Annotated in this window: 16 protein-coding genes; all 16 read right to left on the bottom strand. The window is 39.3% G+C overall.

Annotation, left to right across the window (positions count from 1 at the left end; genetic code table 11):
• Positions 1–247 precede the first annotated feature (247 nt).
• Positions 248–1,069 carry a sporulation transcription factor Spo0A gene (gene spo0A / locus B1R93_RS14705; RefSeq protein ID WP_088104738.1) on the bottom strand — a complete coding sequence of 274 codons (822 nt, stop codon included), beginning with the start codon at positions 1,067–1,069 and terminating at the stop codon, positions 248–250.
• 261 nt (positions 1,070–1,330) lie between these two features.
• The gene (spoIVB, locus tag B1R93_RS14700) at positions 1,331–2,644 is read right to left on the bottom strand and encodes a SpoIVB peptidase (protein ID WP_088104737.1); all 1,314 of its coding nucleotides are present in this window, start codon (positions 2,642–2,644) and stop codon (positions 1,331–1,333) included.
• A 113-nt stretch (positions 2,645–2,757) separates the two neighbouring features.
• A complete protein-coding gene (gene recN / locus B1R93_RS14695; protein ID WP_088104736.1) occupies positions 2,758–4,485 on the bottom strand; it encodes a DNA repair protein RecN in 1,728 nt (575 codons plus the stop codon).
• Positions 4,486–4,529: 44 nt separating this feature from the next.
• The gene (gene ahrC / locus B1R93_RS14690; protein WP_088104735.1) at positions 4,530–4,979 is read right to left on the bottom strand and encodes a transcriptional regulator AhrC/ArgR; all 450 of its coding nucleotides are present in this window, start codon (positions 4,977–4,979) and stop codon (positions 4,530–4,532) included.
• Between the two features lie 365 nt (positions 4,980–5,344).
• A complete protein-coding gene (locus B1R93_RS14685) occupies positions 5,345–6,172 on the bottom strand; it encodes a TlyA family RNA methyltransferase (RefSeq protein WP_088104734.1) in 828 nt (275 codons plus the stop codon).
• Positions 6,173–6,175: 3 nt separating this feature from the next.
• A complete protein-coding gene (dxs, locus tag B1R93_RS14680; protein ID WP_088104733.1) occupies positions 6,176–8,065 on the bottom strand; it encodes a 1-deoxy-D-xylulose-5-phosphate synthase in 1,890 nt (629 codons plus the stop codon).
• A gap of 10 nt (positions 8,066–8,075) precedes the next feature.
• Positions 8,076–8,684 carry a hypothetical protein gene (locus B1R93_RS14675; RefSeq protein WP_088104732.1) on the bottom strand — a complete coding sequence of 203 codons (609 nt, stop codon included), beginning with the start codon at positions 8,682–8,684 and terminating at the stop codon, positions 8,076–8,078.
• Between the two features lie 700 nt (positions 8,685–9,384).
• Entirely contained in the window at positions 9,385–10,269 is an 885-nt protein-coding gene (locus B1R93_RS14670) for a polyprenyl synthetase family protein (RefSeq protein WP_088104731.1), read from the bottom strand.
• Positions 10,266–10,508 carry an exodeoxyribonuclease VII small subunit gene (xseB, locus tag B1R93_RS14665; protein WP_088104730.1) on the bottom strand — a complete coding sequence of 81 codons (243 nt, stop codon included), beginning with the start codon at positions 10,506–10,508 and terminating at the stop codon, positions 10,266–10,268. The genes B1R93_RS14670 and xseB overlap by 4 nt, the downstream gene beginning before the upstream one ends.
• Positions 10,509–10,550: 42 nt before the next feature.
• Complete coding sequence (gene xseA, locus B1R93_RS14660) at positions 10,551–11,906, bottom strand: exodeoxyribonuclease VII large subunit (protein WP_088104729.1); 1,356 nt, start codon at positions 11,904–11,906, stop codon at positions 10,551–10,553.
• 8 nt (positions 11,907–11,914) lie between these two features.
• On the bottom strand, positions 11,915–12,760 hold the full coding sequence (gene folD, locus B1R93_RS14655) for a bifunctional methylenetetrahydrofolate dehydrogenase/methenyltetrahydrofolate cyclohydrolase FolD (protein ID WP_088104728.1): 846 nt from the start codon (positions 12,758–12,760) through the stop codon (positions 11,915–11,917).
• A 15-nt stretch (positions 12,761–12,775) separates the two neighbouring features.
• The gene (gene nusB, locus B1R93_RS14650) at positions 12,776–13,183 is read right to left on the bottom strand and encodes a transcription antitermination factor NusB (RefSeq protein ID WP_088104727.1); all 408 of its coding nucleotides are present in this window, start codon (positions 13,181–13,183) and stop codon (positions 12,776–12,778) included.
• A gap of 171 nt (positions 13,184–13,354) precedes the next feature.
• Positions 13,355–13,762, bottom strand: a complete 408-nt coding sequence (locus tag B1R93_RS14645; protein ID WP_088104726.1) for an Asp23/Gls24 family envelope stress response protein — start codon at positions 13,760–13,762, stop codon at positions 13,355–13,357.
• Positions 13,763–13,779: 17 nt separating this feature from the next.
• A complete protein-coding gene (gene accC, locus B1R93_RS14640; RefSeq protein WP_088104725.1) occupies positions 13,780–15,150 on the bottom strand; it encodes an acetyl-CoA carboxylase biotin carboxylase subunit in 1,371 nt (456 codons plus the stop codon).
• Between the two features lie 18 nt (positions 15,151–15,168).
• Positions 15,169–15,672 carry an acetyl-CoA carboxylase biotin carboxyl carrier protein gene (gene accB, locus B1R93_RS14635; protein WP_088104724.1) on the bottom strand — a complete coding sequence of 168 codons (504 nt, stop codon included), beginning with the start codon at positions 15,670–15,672 and terminating at the stop codon, positions 15,169–15,171.
• Positions 15,673–15,927: 255 nt separating this feature from the next.
• The gene (locus tag B1R93_RS14630) at positions 15,928–16,296 is read right to left on the bottom strand and encodes a hypothetical protein (RefSeq protein ID WP_088104723.1); all 369 of its coding nucleotides are present in this window, start codon (positions 16,294–16,296) and stop codon (positions 15,928–15,930) included.
• Positions 16,297–16,365 lie beyond the last annotated feature (69 nt).

The following is a 16,365-nucleotide window of genomic DNA, read 5'->3' as shown; positions in this document are numbered from 1 at the left end:
ATAGTATGAGCAATTTTCGAGAATTTACCACAAGTTAACGAAATAGAAAAAACCGCCATAAGCTAGGCCACTGAAAAAAAGGTGGTTTTTCCTTTTTCAGTGGCCTTATGTAATGCGCGTAGCCGTTGCCCGATCTTAAAAGCCTTGCTACGAGTGGTTTTCTCGTAGCAAGGCGCGTAACGTGCAAAGCCATTACTTCTTCTTAGATTTACTAAAGAAGGTTTTCTTACTTATTATTCTCACTCTTTCAGCTAACCTTATGCTCGATTCGTAATTTATCCGCAACCATTGCGATAAACTCTGAGTTTGTTGGCTTCGCTTTTGAATGACTGACTGTATAACCGAATAACGATGAAATTGAATCAATATTTCCACGACTCCATGCAACTTCAATTGCATGACGAATGGCACGTTCAACACGACTTGCCGTCGTTTTAAATTTCTTTGCAATATCTGGATAGAGAACCTTTGTAATCGAGCCTAATAACTCAATATCGTTATAAACCATTGTAATGGCCTCACGTAAATACATGTATCCTTTTATATGTGCTGGCACACCGATTTCATGAATAATACTTGTAATGCTTGCATCCAAATTAAAGCCGTTGTTTGAGTCATGTCGACTTACTTGTGATGCTTGACTATTTCCAAGAATTAAAGATGCTGCCGACGATTTTTGAACAAAAGCTTGCTTTTGTCCACCAATTTCACGAATGTTTGAAATTAAAATTTCCATATCAAATGGCTTAAGTACATAATAAGAAGCACCTAAATCAACGGCTTTTTTTGTCACATCTTCTTGACCAAAAGCCGTTAACATGATGATATTTGGTTTTTTTGATAATTTCATTTGGTTCATTTTTTCTAATACAGCTAATCCGTCAAGATGAGGCATGATAATATCTAAAATTAAAACATCTGGTTGAAACTCTTCAACGAGATTTAAACACTCCTGACCATTATATGCAACACCTTCTACGACCATATCTTCCTGCGTTGCGATGTATTCATTCAATAAATTGACTAATTCACGGTTATCATCTGCGATACATACCTTCACTTTTTGCACGAAACGTCCTCCTCATTTCTAGTTAGTTTGTCATAAATGTAAATTTCGACAGTGATGGCTCATTTCCTTCTCTTTTTCTAAAAAATATTCGTTTTTTTTAGATTTTCTTTTATTTGCTCATTATTACTCGTGTTTTCGACCCCTTTCGATCTTAACCTACTTTTTATCCTAAGGTTTGTCGAATTTTCTTTATATTCATCATATCATAATTCCTTTGCTAATTTTAACTTTTTCCTAATAAAAAGAAAAGGCCAAAACGAGTTAGCTCGCTTTGGCCTCTTTTTTCTCTATTTCAATTCCTGCTTCTTCTAACATCCAGCTAATATGACATCCATATCCTGACGTTGGATCATTTACAAAAACATGTGTAACCGCACCTACAAGTTTCCCATTTTGAATAATAGGACTTCCGCTCATTCCTTGAACGATGCCACCCGTTGATTCAAGTAATTTAGGATCGGTTACTTTTATAACTAACCCTTTTGTTGCAGGTTCTTTTTGTGGAACCGAGCTAACAATCTCAATATCGAACTCTTCTACACCTTCCCCATCAACAACCGTAAGGATTTTTGCAGGACCTTCCTCTACATGGTTAGATAGAGTTATCGGCATTTTCGAGTCATGTATGTCGTTTTTTAATTTGGTTTTCGAATCTAATGTTCCAAAAATGCCAAACGGGCTATTTTTTTCAATAGTACCTAAAACATCTCGCTGCTGTGCAAAGCTTGCTAATTTCTCACCTGGGTCACCGTTACTTCCTTTTTCGATTGAAGTTACAGATGAACGAATGATTTGTCCATCATGAACAACAATCGGTTTCATCGTATCTACGTCTGAAATAACGTGACCAAGCGCTCCATATTTTTTAGTTTCAGGATCATAGAAAGTTAATGTACCGACACCCGCAGCTGAATCTCGGATATACAACCCCATACGATAAGAATGTTCCCCTTTCGCCTTTAAAGGGGTCAATGTCTTTGTTTGCATCTGCTTGTCACGCTTTATCGTAATTTCTAAACTTCTTCCCTCTTCCCCAGCAACTTGTACATAATCAGCAACTTCACTCATGCGTTGAATATCATGACCGTCAATTTGCGTAATCATATCCCCAATCTCAATTCCAGCTTCTTCTCCTGGAGATTGGTCGCCTTCCTCTGTTTGAACAAGATGATGACCGACTACTAATACTCCTTCTGTATTTAGTTTCACACCTATGGATTGTCCACCAGGAATAACCTCTGTTTTTGGTAGGACATTCACATCTACCTGCTTTATTGGAAAACCAGCAACTTCCATCGTCATTCGCTGCTTCCCTAGTTTTTCGCTTGAAATCATCGCTGATGCTGTTTCATTTTGATTATTCTTTAATGAAAAAGCAAGACTAGGTTCGTTCGTTGAAACAGTTATGGCATCCATTGAACCATGTGCTTCATAAAGTTCAGTGTTTTCCCCTTCAAACATGGTCATTGAAGTAGGGACTGTAACCCAATCCTTCATAGTTGATGAAAAACCTAAGCTAAGAAGGAACAGAAGAATACATATTCCTGTTGCTTTTCTAATTTGATCGCCTCTCACTCTCTTCACACTCCTAGCTCCCAGCCCACACCTCATATGGCTGTACTATTAATGTTACCTTGTGGACCTACATTTATAACTGGATTAGAAAGAAAAAAGCTAACCTTTATTGGTTAGCTTTTCATTTCTTTCTTGTGTTGCGCAGCAAGTACAAGTAATTCCTCCGCATGCTTTTTCGTTAATTCCGTCACTTCCACACCTGAAATCATTCGCGCAATTTCATGAGCTTTTTCATTCATAGACAAAGGTGTCACTGATGTTTTAACACGGTGTTCATTTTCCTGTTTTGAAATGTACAAATGTGTATCCGCCATAGCAGCCACTTGTGGTAAATGGGTGATACATAAAACTTGAGAATTCGCCGAAATACCGTGAATTTTCTCAGCTATTGCTTGAGCAACTCTTCCACTGACACCTGTATCAACTTCATCAAAAATAACTGAGGTTAATCCTTGGTTTGATGAAAAAATTGATTTTAACGCAAGCATAATTCTTGAAATCTCACCGCCAGAAGCGATTTTTGTCAAAGGTTTAAGTGGTTCACCTGGATTCGTAGCAATGAAAAACTCAACTTCATCCTTCCCATTTGGACCAAAATGACCGACGGGATTTTTAAGGTTTTCTTGTTTACTTGAGATTCTATCCTGAATACGAATATCAAACACCGTTTTCTCCATATAGAGGGCCTTTAATTGTTTATGTATCGCTTCGGTTAATTTCTTTGCGGCTTTTAATCGAATCTCAGTTATCGCCTTAGCTTCGACAGCGACATCTAACAATAATGAGTCAAGCTCCTCTTGTAACCGTTGAATTCGGTCATCCTTATGAATAAGCGTATCTAATTCGTCCTCAATCTTTGCAGCATATTCTAAAATATCCTCAACGGTTGCTCCATATTTTCTTTTTAACCGTTGAATTTCATCTAAACGTTCCTCAATCATTTCTAAGCGATTAGGGTCAAACTCCACATCTTCTATTTGATCTCGTAACGAAAAGGTCGCTTCTTCAAGTAAGTAATAGCTATTGCTTACATTTTCAAATAACGTGGCAAGGCTTTTATCAATTGAAGCGGCTTCTTCTAAGTGAGAAACAGCATTTGAAAGAAAATCAAGTCCTCTTCCGTCACCATATAAGCTTTCATAACCATCTTGGAGCGTTTTATAAAGCTTCTCACTATTAGAAAGCTTATGACGCTCTTCTGTTAGCCGGACGTCTTCATCAGGCTCTAAATTAGCCTGTCCAATTTCATCAAGTTGATAACGAAATAAATCAACTTTTTGTGCCATTTCTTGTTCATTTTCATTTAAAGCCTTTACTTGCTTTTGTAAGCTTCGTAACCGTCCATATAAATGTTGGTACTCTTCTAGAGTCGAGTGAAGTTCGTCCTTTGCAAAGCTATCGAGCATGCTAATATGGTATTCCGTTTGCATCAATGCTTGATGTTCATGCTGCCCATGAATATCAACAAGCGTTTGACCTATTTCTCGCAAAATACCGAGCGTAACAAGCTTGCCATTAATTCGGCAAATGCTTTTTCCTTGTGCATTAATATCGCGCCTTAAAATGAGCATGTTCTCCTCAATTTCTATGCCTAAGTCCTCCATTTTTCTCAAAACCGGATGTTCATTTTCAATACTAAATAACCCTTCAATTTCAGCCCGTTTTTCGCCATGTCGGACAAATTCAACCGAACCTCTTCCTCCAAGAAGCAAGCCAATCGCATCAATAATAATTGATTTACCAGCCCCTGTCTCTCCTGTTAAAACAGTGAGACCTTTTTCAAAGGGGATGGTTAACTCTTCGATAATTGCAAAATGCTTGATCGATAATTCAATTAACATTTCTCCCCACCCTTAAATCATAATCTATCTGGGAATGAACATACTTAAAGCATGTCTAAAAATCGTTCCGTTATCTCAGGAGTATCTTCCTTCTTTTTGCAAATAATTAAAATCGTATCGTCTCCACAAATTGTTCCCATAATTTCTTCCCAATCAAGGTTGTCAATTAAGGCACCAATCGCATTGGCATTTCCAGGCAATGTTTTCATGACAATTAAATTTTCTGAACGATCAATGCTGACAAAACTATCCATCAATGCTCGTTTAAGTTTTTGGAGAGGATTAAATCGTTGATCAGCTGGCAAACTATATTTGTATCTCCCGTCAATCATCGGAACCTTAACAAGGTGTAGCTCTTTAATGTCACGTGAGACAGTAGCCTGAGTGATATTATATCCTGCACGTTTTAACTGTTCAACGAGGTCATCCTGTGTTTCCACCTCATGATTAGCGATAATTTCTCTTATTTTTATATGACGCTGACCTTTATTCAATCGGATCACCTATCTTTTATTTAGTCTTATCTATATTATCTCCTGAAACGAGATGTAATTCAATACATACACACTTATATTTATGCAAATGATGAATGGAAATCATTATAGCATTCCTTTAATGTATACATGTTTTTATTCATCGCTCCTGTTAATCGTATTACAAAAAGGGGGTGTCACCAAAAGGGTTGTATTTTACCTTTTTGTGACACCCCCAATATGCAAAGTCCTACAGCTTTTAAAGCCTTACGATAAGCGGTTTTATAGGCAAAACACCTTCGCCGGTAGTTGAACGATAAGATGGAGACTCATGTATCATAAGAAACGGTGCCTCAGCCTCCACTTTTTTAGCTATGAGAAAGGTGTTACTCAGCTTTTGCTTTTAATTGCTCATGAGCAGAATGAACGACACCTTTTATCGTTTGGTTTGTTTTGATCATTCCTTGTTCTACTTCCGCTTTATGAAGATGAAGTAAAAATTCAATATTACCCTCTCCGCCTTTTATAGGAGAATAGTCGATACCACTAACATCGAACCCTTCATTCACAGCAAAAGTGACCATAGATTCAAGAACCTGTTCATGGACTGATGGCTCTCTAACAATCCCCTTTTTCCCAACTTGTTCCCGTCCTGCTTCAAATTGCGGTTTCACGAGTGCAACGACGTCTCCTCCCTGTAAAAGAATCGTTCTTAATACAGGTAATATTATTTTTAAGGAGATAAACGAAACATCAATTGTCGCAAAATGAGGAAGTCCTTTAACTAAATCCTCAGGCTTTACATAACGAAAATTTGTCCGCTCCATAACGATGACACGTTCATCTTGGCGAAGTTTCCAAGCAAGTTGATTATAACCCACATCTAACGCATAAACAGCTTTTGCCCCATTTTGTAAAGAACAATCTGTAAAGCCACCCGTTGAAGCGCCGATATCTAATACAACTTTATCTTGTAATGATAGCTGGAATACTTCAATTGCTTTCTCAAGCTTCAGCCCCCCTCGACTTACATAAGGCAATACGTCACCTTTTACACTTAAAGGGGCCTCCGTATCAATTTTCATCCCAGGCTTATCAATTCGTTCTGAGTCAGAATAGACCAAACCAGCCATTATGGATCGCTTTGCTTTTTCCCTTGTTTCTGTCAATCCTCGCTCGACAAGTAAAACATCGACTCTTTCTTTTTTTGCCATTGTTTACGCCCTTTGTTTCTTTCTTGGTACAAGCTCAAGTAATTTTTCCGTTACCCCCGCTGATGTTAAGCCAACCTCTTCTAATAACTCAGGGACACTACCATGTTCGATAAAGTAATCAGGAAGACCCATTCGAGTTACTTCGATATTACGGAAGCCTTTATCATGATAAAACTCTAATACTGCACTTCCAAAACCACCTTGAAGAGCTGCTTCCTCTAGTGTAAGAATTGGGATATTCTGTGAAGCCAATTCAATAAGTAATTCTTCATCAAGTGGTTTTACAGAATTGGCGTTTACAAGTTTAACCGATAATCCGTGATTACTTAATTGCTGAACGGCTTCTTCTGCCACTGGAATCATCGTACTGAAAGTTAGAATACAGGCATCATGTCCATCCTGTAATGTTTCCCATTTCCCAATCGGAAGCTGCTTAAGTGTCTCATCCATTTTAACACCATAGCCATTACCACGTGGGTAGCGTACAGCGATCGGACCGTCATCATATGAAGTCGCAGTATAAATCATATGCTGTAGTTCATTTTCATCTTTAGGATTTAAGATTTTCATATTCGGAATGTGACGAAGGTACGCTATATCAAAAACCCCTTGGTGTGTTTCACCATCAGCTCCAACTAGCCCAGCACGATCAATTGCGAATACGACATTTAAGTTTTGACGGCAAATGTCATGAACCACTTGGTCATAGCCGCGTTGTAAGAAGGTTGAATACACAGCAAATACGGGTTTTAACCCTTGTGTTGCCAAACCACCAGCCATTGTTGTTGCATGCTGTTCAGCAATTCCAACATCAATCATTCTTTCAGGAAACTCTTTAGCAAACACATCTAGCTTTGTTCCTCCAGGCATCGCAGCCGTAATCGCCACAATTCGCTTATCCTCACGTGCGATTTTCTTCAATGTTTCAGCAAATACCCCACTATAACTAGGTGGTCCCGGCTTACTTACAACTTCGCCAGATTCAATTTTGTATGGTCCTAGTCCGTGCCAGGTTCCTTTTGCATCATTTTCAGCCGGCTCGTAGCCTTTTCCTTTTTTCGTTAATACGTGAATTAGGACAGGTCCGCTCGTCTTCTTCGCATATTTTAAGTTTTCCTTTAAATCGTCTAGATCATGTCCATCAACTGGACCTAAATACGTAAATCCTAGCTCTTCAAAAAAGATTCCTGAGACTAGTAAATACTTCAAGCTATCCTTGACACGTTCTGCTGTCGTTGCGAGTTTCCCACCAAAGGCAGGAATCTTTTTGATTAGCTGTTCAAGTTCTTCTTTCGCTTTTTTGTATTTTCCAGCTGTTCGTAATCGTCCCAACACATTATGTAATGCACCTACATTTGGAGCGATCGACATTTCGTTGTCATTTAACACGACAATTAAATCCTTTTGTTCATGTCCGATGTGATTGAGGGCTTCTAGAGCAATACCACCCGTTAAGGCACCATCACCAATAATAGCAACCACATTCTCATCTGATCCCTTTAAATCTCTAGCAGTAGCCATTCCCATTGCAGCAGATAAAGAAGTTGAACTGTGCCCTGTTTCCCAAACATCATGCTCACTTTCATTTCGTTTTGGAAAGCCGCACAGCCCTTTATACTGACGAAGCTTATCAAACTGATCAGCTCGTCCAGTCAAAATTTTATGGACATACGCTTGATGGCCTACGTCCCATATAAATTTGTCTTTTGGGCTATCAAATATGTGGTGGAGGGCTAAAGTTAATTCTACAACCCCTAAGTTCGGCCCTAAGTGACCACCTGTAACTGAGAGCTTTTCAATAAGAAAGGTGCGAATGTCTTCTGCAAGACTTTCTAATTCTTTCTTTGAATATTGCTTGATCATGCTCGGGCTTTTTAAATCTTCTAGCTTCACGTAGAAACCCTCACTTTCGAGTCTTATTCTCTTTCCTCTTTGTTTTTCCATTTGAAGAAAATATTTTTATCTTTAAGTTTACCTCTAAAATGTATAACAATCTACCTACTTGATAAATAATCGCTGTTGCATAGTGAATGGCCACTGTTTTTCCAATCGCCTTACCTCCAACAGTTAGAGCGGCAACTACGCTCGTAAAAAGAATTGACAGCGCAAATTGCTGTGCAGATGTTTCTGAATAACCAAGCTGTAAAGCTAATTGTATCACAACATAAGCCGAAGCGGTCCCACTAATAATACCCGATATATCGCCAATCACATCATTACAAAAGTTTGCAAACTTATCTGCATTTCTTGTAATTAATACAGCGTGCTTTGCTCCCACTAGCCGCTCTGACGCCATTGCATGAAATGGCTTTTCATTTGCTGCTGTTGCGGCAATCCCAATTGTATCAAAAATAACACCAATCAAAACAATGACAAGGACGATGAACATTCCGACAGCCCACGTCACACCACTTAATAAAAAAGTGGAAAAAATTGAAAAAATAGCCGCTAACACGAGTGTGATAACGGCAATTCCCAAACTCCAATGTATAGATTTCAAAAGAGGTTTCATTTTCTCTCCTCTATTACCTTTATCAATGTCTATGTGGTGGAGTGGTCATTTAAAGAGTAAACTCTGTAGCTTAGGTCCAGTAGGCTTTCCCAACTCAGCACCATTGCGTCGCCGCAAAGGCGGTTTCCCTTTACGCTGAGTTTGACGCTGTCGCCAAACGTCAGACTGAATTACCACTTAGTCTACACTGTAATCCTCTTTAAATGTCAGTTGAACAGTCTAGGAGATTTCCTCAGCAGTTCCGTGCCCTTCTTTTATCCTCTTTTGCAGAGTAGATTTCAGATGGTAAGTTGCCCCTCTTGTTGGCCGACAAAAGACGCACCATTTGCCCATCATCCCCTCTATCTCCACTCAAGGCAGGCTACGCTGCAGACAACCTCCCTAGATTGCCTTTGCAGGTTCATACCCTCTACTCTTGAGCCATACACACGTATGGACCGAGTAGAAGGCCTCCACAGTAGAAGGGTCATCGCCCACATGCCTTTGCGGATCGCCCTTCTACCTTTTCTCCCAGCTTAGACCCAAGGCTGGGCGCCTCAAGCCAAAACAAGGAGCTTCATCGATGTGCCCTTTGGCGGATTTTTAGCCCCGCCTTCAAGAAGGGAGAACTGACTAGAATACTGCACCACTCTCATGTATCGCTATTATAGCATACGGAGATCATAAGCTCAATTCAAGAATGGACAATTAGATACTCGCCTTAATGATCACGATGAACAATGTACTCTGTTAAAGAATCAAGAAACGCATGGTCCATATTTACACCATATAGATATTCTTTTGCTTTTAAAGTATGCATAGTTAACAAAGTTTTTGCTTCTTCAATTCCTAATAAGCTTACATATGTACTCTTATTGTTTCCGTCGTCGCTTCCAACTGGTTTACCAATTGTTTGAACATCGCCCTCTACGTCAAGAATATCATCCTTAATTTGAAAAAGAAGGCCAAGTTCTCTCGCAAATTTACGAAGGTTTTCTACTTCTTCTACCTCAGCACCAGCTAAAATTGCACCAGCAATAACGGAAAAAGCTAAAAGATCCCCGGTTTTATGATGGTGAATATATGCTAAATCTTCTAGCTCTAACGTTTTATTTTCCCCTTCTAAATCTGCAACTTGTCCACCAACCATTCCCTCTGGCCCGGCTGCTTTAGCTAATTCCCGGATAAGAAGTAGTTGGATATGAGGTGGACTTGTTTGCAAAGATGCGATTAATTCAAAGCTATACGTTAGAAGTGCATCGCCAGCTAATATTGCGACAGCTTCCCCGAATACTTTATGGTTTGTTGGCTTACCACGTCGTAAATCGTCATCATCCATTGCAGGTAAATCATCATGAATTAACGAATAGGTATGAATCATCTCAATTGCACAGGCGATGTCGATACCATATTCAAGACTTTTACCAAAACTACGCAACGTTGCAAGTAAAAGTACCGGTCGAATTCGTTTTCCACCAGCCTGTAATGAATAAATCATTGCGTCCTTTAAGGATTGTGGAGCCTGTAGTTTTTGAATATGTTGAGGTAATTTGTCTTCAATGATGTCCTTTTGTTGTTGTAAAAAGTCCTTAAGTTCTTGATTCACTCTTCCTCGTCCTCCATCAAGCGAACTTCTTCAATTTCGCCATCTGCATGAAGGATTTGATCCATCTGCTTTTCAACTTTAACTAATTTTTCATGACACTGTTTGGAAAGGGCCATCCCTTCCTGAAACATTGAAATTGCTTTTTCTAAAGCTACATCCCCTTTTTCTAGCTGTTCGACGACCTCTTCCAACTTTTCCATTGCTTCTTCAAACGTAAGTTCTTCTTTTCTCTCCGACATATCTATCCCCCTAGCAATCCTATTATCCGATAAGCCAATTCCCTATTGTTCATGAAGTGTCCGTTTTTGTTTAACTTGACAAGCGAGTTCTCCATTATGAACCCTTAATGTTATATTAGAACCAACTTCAACTTGCTCAGTTGATTTAATGATGTTATTTGACCCTTCCTCATACGCTAAGCTGTATCCTCGTTCCATAATACGGAGTGGGCTTAATAAATTCAACTCTCCTATTAACCTCTGAAACGGTGTTTTCTTTGCTTGAAGTTGCTCATGCATTCGTCTTTGTAGCTCCTGATGTAGGTTCTGTACCCGTTCCCCTGCTTGCTTCACTTGGAGCTTAGGGTGGTTGCGCTGTAATCCTTTATCAAGATCAAAGTAGGAACGTCTTTGCTCAGAGATAAGGCGAGATGCCGATTTCTTTAACTGGTCAATATATCCGTCAAGCTGTTGCTCTTTCTGTTGAACTAGTTGCTCCGGATAGCGGAATGCATATGAACGTTGATAACGATTTAACTGACGTTTATGATCGTCCACTTGACCTTTTACCGTTCTTACTAAACGCTTTCGTAGTGAGGAGACTTGTTGCTGTAACGTGTCCAAATCAGGTACAGCCAATTCTGCTGCGCCGGTCGGTGTTGGTGCTCGTAAATCAGCTACAAAATCACTTATTGTAAAGTCTGTTTCATGCCCAACAGCAGATATAATCGGAACACTGGACTGTGCAATTGCACGGGCAACCTGTTCATCATTAAAGGCCCAGAGCTCCTCAATCGAACCGCCACCTCTCCCAACAATGATAACATCAAACCAATTAGTTAAATTAGCTTGCTCGATAGCTTGTTTAATGGAAAGTGGAGCTTCGTCCCCTTGTACAAGGACAGGTAAAAGCGTAACGTGAACGATCGGGCATCGACGTTTAATCGTGGTCATCATATCTCGTATCGCAGCTCCTGTTGGAGAGGTAATGATAGCAACTCTTCTTGGAAACCTAGGAATTGCCTTTTTTCTCGCATCAGCAAATAACCCCTCTTGCTCAAGGGATGCTTTCAATCTTTCATAGGCTAAGTATAAGCTTCCAACACCATCAGGCTGCATTTCCTTTACATACAACTGATACTGACCATACGGCTCGTACACATTGATTTCACCTCGTATGAGTACCTTCATCCCATCCTCAGGCTTAAAACGCAGAAAACGATTATTTCCTGCAAACATTACAGACTGAAGACGAGAATTTTGGTCCTTAACGGTAAAATACATATGTCCCCGACTATGATGCTTAAAGTTAGACAATTCTCCCCTTAACCAAACATCCTGTAAGAGGTAATCATCTTCTAATAGTCCTTTAATATGGCGAGTAACTTCAGAAACAGTTAGGATATTCTCTGTAGCCATTGCTACTCCTAAGCTCGACGTTCTGCAGACTGAATTGTATTTTCAAGCAACATCGTAATGGTCATTGGTCCGACACCACCAGGTACTGGTGTAAGATGAGATGCTACTTCTTTCACTTCTTCAAAGTCTACATCTCCACACAGTTTTCCGTTTTCACGATTAATCCCTACATCAATAACAACAGCCCCTGGCTTAACATGCTTTTCTTTAATCATTTTTGTAACACCAACTGCTGCAATTAAAATATCTGCTTGCTTTGTCATTTCTTCTAAATTCTTTGTACGTGAATGACAGTATGTAACAGTAGCATTTTCATTTAAAAGAAGCTGTCCTACCGGCTTACCGACAATATTACTTCGACCGACTACGACTACATGCTTCCCTTCAAGCTCAATATTTGCTTCTTTCAGCATTTCAACAATTCCATAAGGTGTACAAGGGAGAAATGTTTCTTCGCCTGTCATCATTTTCCCAATACTAATTGGATGAAAACCATCTACATCCTTGCTTGGATGGATTCGTTCAATTACCGCCTGCTCTGTTATTTGCTTAGGTAATGGTAATTGAACTAAAATTCCATCGATGGAAGGATCATCGTTTAAACGATCAATTTCTGCTAATAATTTATCTTCTGACGTTTCTTCAGGCAATTCAACAAGTACAGAATGGATCCCGATTTGCTCACAAGCCTTTTGCTTTGAACGTACATACGTAAGTGATGCTTGATTATCCCCAACTAAAATAACTGCTAGTCCAGGCGTAACTCCTGTTTCTTTCAACTGTGCTACTTTAATTTTCATTTCTTCTCTTTTTTTTGCAGCTAGTTCTTTTCCATTTAATAATTCCGCTGTCATGAGTTCTCCACTCCTCTATTCGCTTTTTTCTTTATTAATCATTTCAACTGATTTAGATAAAACACCATTTATAAAGCGCCCTGATTCTTCTCCCCCAAACGCTTTTGCTAGCTCAATGGCTTCATTAAATGTTACATTCATTGGAATGTCGTCAATGAATTTCATCTCATATAACGCCATTCTCGCAATCGCACGGTCAACATGTCCCATCCGATCAATGGTCCAACCTTGTAAATTTGCTGAAATAATCCGATCTAAGTCTGGTTTATGTTTAACCGTTCCTTCTACTAGTTCATGTAAAAATGGACTCGATACTTCCTCATCATCTAGAACACTGTGAAGAGCCGTTTCAGCATCTGTATCAGCTATATCCATCTGATAAAGAGCTTGCGCTGCGCGTAATCTTGCTAATCTTCGGTTCATGTAAACAATACTCCTTTTTAGTCATTCAAATATGTAGAATTAATATGTTGATAATAGCATAACACTTTTATCGAAAACAGAAAAATCTCGACTTTTCTCATAATCTTATCGCGAAATATAAAAAGACAGTCAAGTATTTCATCCCTTGACTGTCTCTATTATACCCCAATATTACATTTCTTCTTCAATAATCTCCGTTGATTCTGCAGTTTCAAACTGAACACCGACAACATGAACATTGACAGCTTGAAGTTCAATTGCCGTCATCGTTTGAAGTGCTTGTTGGATATTCGATTGGATTAGCTTAGCAACCACTGGCACAGACACACCATAGGTTATGATAACAGAGACATCAACTGTAATCCCATCTTCAGCTAATTCCACTTTTACACCTTTACCGTGGTTTTTTCTTCCTAGCTTTTCTGCCACTCCTGAGGCAAAGTTTCCACGCATTGTTGCAACACCTTCAACTTCGGATGCCGCAATCCCAGCAATCACTTCAATCACTTCAGGAGAAATTTCTACTTTTCCAAGCTCTGACTTTTGATCATCTAGCTCTAAAATATGATTCTCACTCATTGGCTATCCCTCCGGTTTTATGATTGATTGTTCAATCTCACAGACATAACATCATATGTTTCTAAAAACTTCGTATTAAAATCACCAGAAACAAACGTCTCGTGACTTAATAGCCTTAAATGAAATGGAATGGTTGTATCCACACCTTCAATCTCAAATTCAGACAATGCCCGCTTCATACGAGAAATGGCTTCTTCACGAGTATTCCCATACGTAATGACTTTAGCGATCATCGAATCGTAAAAGGGAGAAATCATATACCCAGGGTAAGCAGCAGAATCCACTCTCACCCCTAAGCCTCCAGGCGCTAAATAGCTCGTAATTCTTCCAGGAGAAGGCATGAAGTTCTTTGCTGGACTTTCAGCGTTAATTCTACATTCAATCGACCAGCCTCTAAATTCAACATCCTCTTGTCTAAATGACAGCTTGTTTCCGTTAGCCACATGAATCTGTTCTTTAATTAAATCAATCCCGGTTACCATTTCAGTTACTGGATGTTCAACCTGGATTCTCGTGTTCATTTCCATGAAGTAGAATTCCCCTGTGTTGTGGTCAAAAATAAATTCAACTGTACCAGCTCCAGAGTAATTTACGGCTTTCGCGGCTGCAACTGCTGCTTCTCCCATCTCTGCACGCTTTGCTTCAGAAATAGCAGGTGACGGTGTCTCCTCTAATAATTTCTGTAAGCGACGTTGAATACTACAATCACGCTCACCTAAGTGGACGACATTGCCATGGTTATCAGCAATGACTTGGATTTCAACATGACGAAAATCCTCAATATATTTTTCAAGATAAACACCTGGGTTCCCAAAAGCCGTCGCAGCTTCTTGTTGTGTAATGTTCATCCCTTTCACTAATTCTTCTGGGGTACGTGCAACACGTATACCTTTTCCGCCTCCGCCTGCAGTCGCTTTTATAATAACAGGATAACCAATTTCTTCAGCAACTTTCAAACCATCTTCAGGGGTATCAACAATCCCATCTGAACCTGGAACAATCGGTACTCCTGCGGCTGCCATCGTATCCCTTGCTACGTCTTTTGTTCCCATGCGGTTAATAGCATGGGGACTTGGACCAACAAAAATAATATTACAAGCTGCACAAATCTCAGCAAAATCAGCATTTTCAGCTAAAAATCCATAACCTGGGTGAATCGCGTCTACTTCTGTTAGTGTTGCTACACTCATAATATTCGTAAAGTTAAGGTAGCTTTTATTTGAAGCCGTCGGACCGATACAATACGCCTCATCTGCCATGCGAACATGTAAAGCCTCTTTATCTGCCTCTGAGTATACTGCAACGGTTTCGATCCCTAGCTCATGACAAGCACGAATAATTCGTACAGCAATTTCTCCCCTATTAGCAATTAATAATTTTTTTATCATGATTATTCCACCCCTATGCTATCTCGGTTCTACTACAAATAGAGGTTGTCCGTACTCGACAAGCTCACCATTTTCAGCTAAAACTTCTACGATTCTGCCTTTGACCTCAGCCTCAATTTCATTCATTAATTTCATCGCCTCAATGATACATACGACACTTTCGGAGTTAACTTCGTCCCCTTTTTTCACATAAGGCTCAGCATCAGGTGATGGCGCTGCATAAAACGTTCCTACCATTGGAGAAGTAATTGTATGTAAATTAGCTGTAGACGGTTGCTCTTGAACCTGCTCCTGTGCTTGTTCTGCTTTTGTTTCTTCAACTGCCTGAACAGGAGTCTGTTGGACCGAAGCTTGCTTTTGCACTTCCGTAACAGCAGGAGCTGTCGGTACTTGAATAGCTTGTACCTCATTTTTTTCTTTTCTTAATACAAGTTTAGTACCATCTTGTTCAAATTTAAATTCATCTAAACTGGATTGATCCATTGCACGGATAAGTTCTTTAATTTCTTGAACTTTTAACATAATATGTACACTCCTTCATTCTCATCCCTCAATCCTGTTATGCGTAAAGACCGAGTTCTGCAATTTATACCCTCACATTATAACATATAGTCTCTAAAACAAACGCTCATTTCTCCCACTCCTTATGATGATTTAACATACTTGTCTTATCATTTAATGATCTTTGGGAGAAAATTAGAACCATTTTGGTATAATCAATAGTTCGCTTTAAATAGAAAAAAACCTCCATTAAGTTAGTAATGGAGGGATGAAAATTTATTCTTCCGTTATTCCAACTTCGTTTTCATGTTCTTCCTTTATTAGAGCGTCTTTCTTATATTGTCTAAATACAGGAAACTCCGATAAATTGTCTGGAATCTTCCCATTTTCCAGCAAGATAATTTTAACGATATTTTTGTTTCGTGCCATATGGTACTTATCTCCATATTCATTTTCTTGCGTGAACTTTTTTAAATTTTGGTAATCTTCTTCTTGAATAGAGACAGTGTACGTACTGCCATCCCCAGACTCAAATTGTTGCTCAAACCCAATTTCAAATTCAACAATTTGAATATGATCATTCTTCAAATTCCGTGTTTGTTCAAGAACAGCCTTAGCTCCCTCTGTTAAGTCGGTCCATTCCATGTTTAATCGCCCCTCATTCTCAAGTTACATTGTCGTATTATAACATGACAAAAGTTGCAATGCACCTTG

This window comes from Halalkalibacter urbisdiaboli, assembly GCF_002156385.1.
Lineage (GTDB): Bacteria > Bacillota > Bacilli > Bacillales > Bacillaceae_D > Halalkalibacter_A > Halalkalibacter_A urbisdiaboli.
The sequence above is the reverse complement of the archived record's forward strand: the minus strand, read 5'-3'. Positions and strand labels throughout refer to the sequence as shown.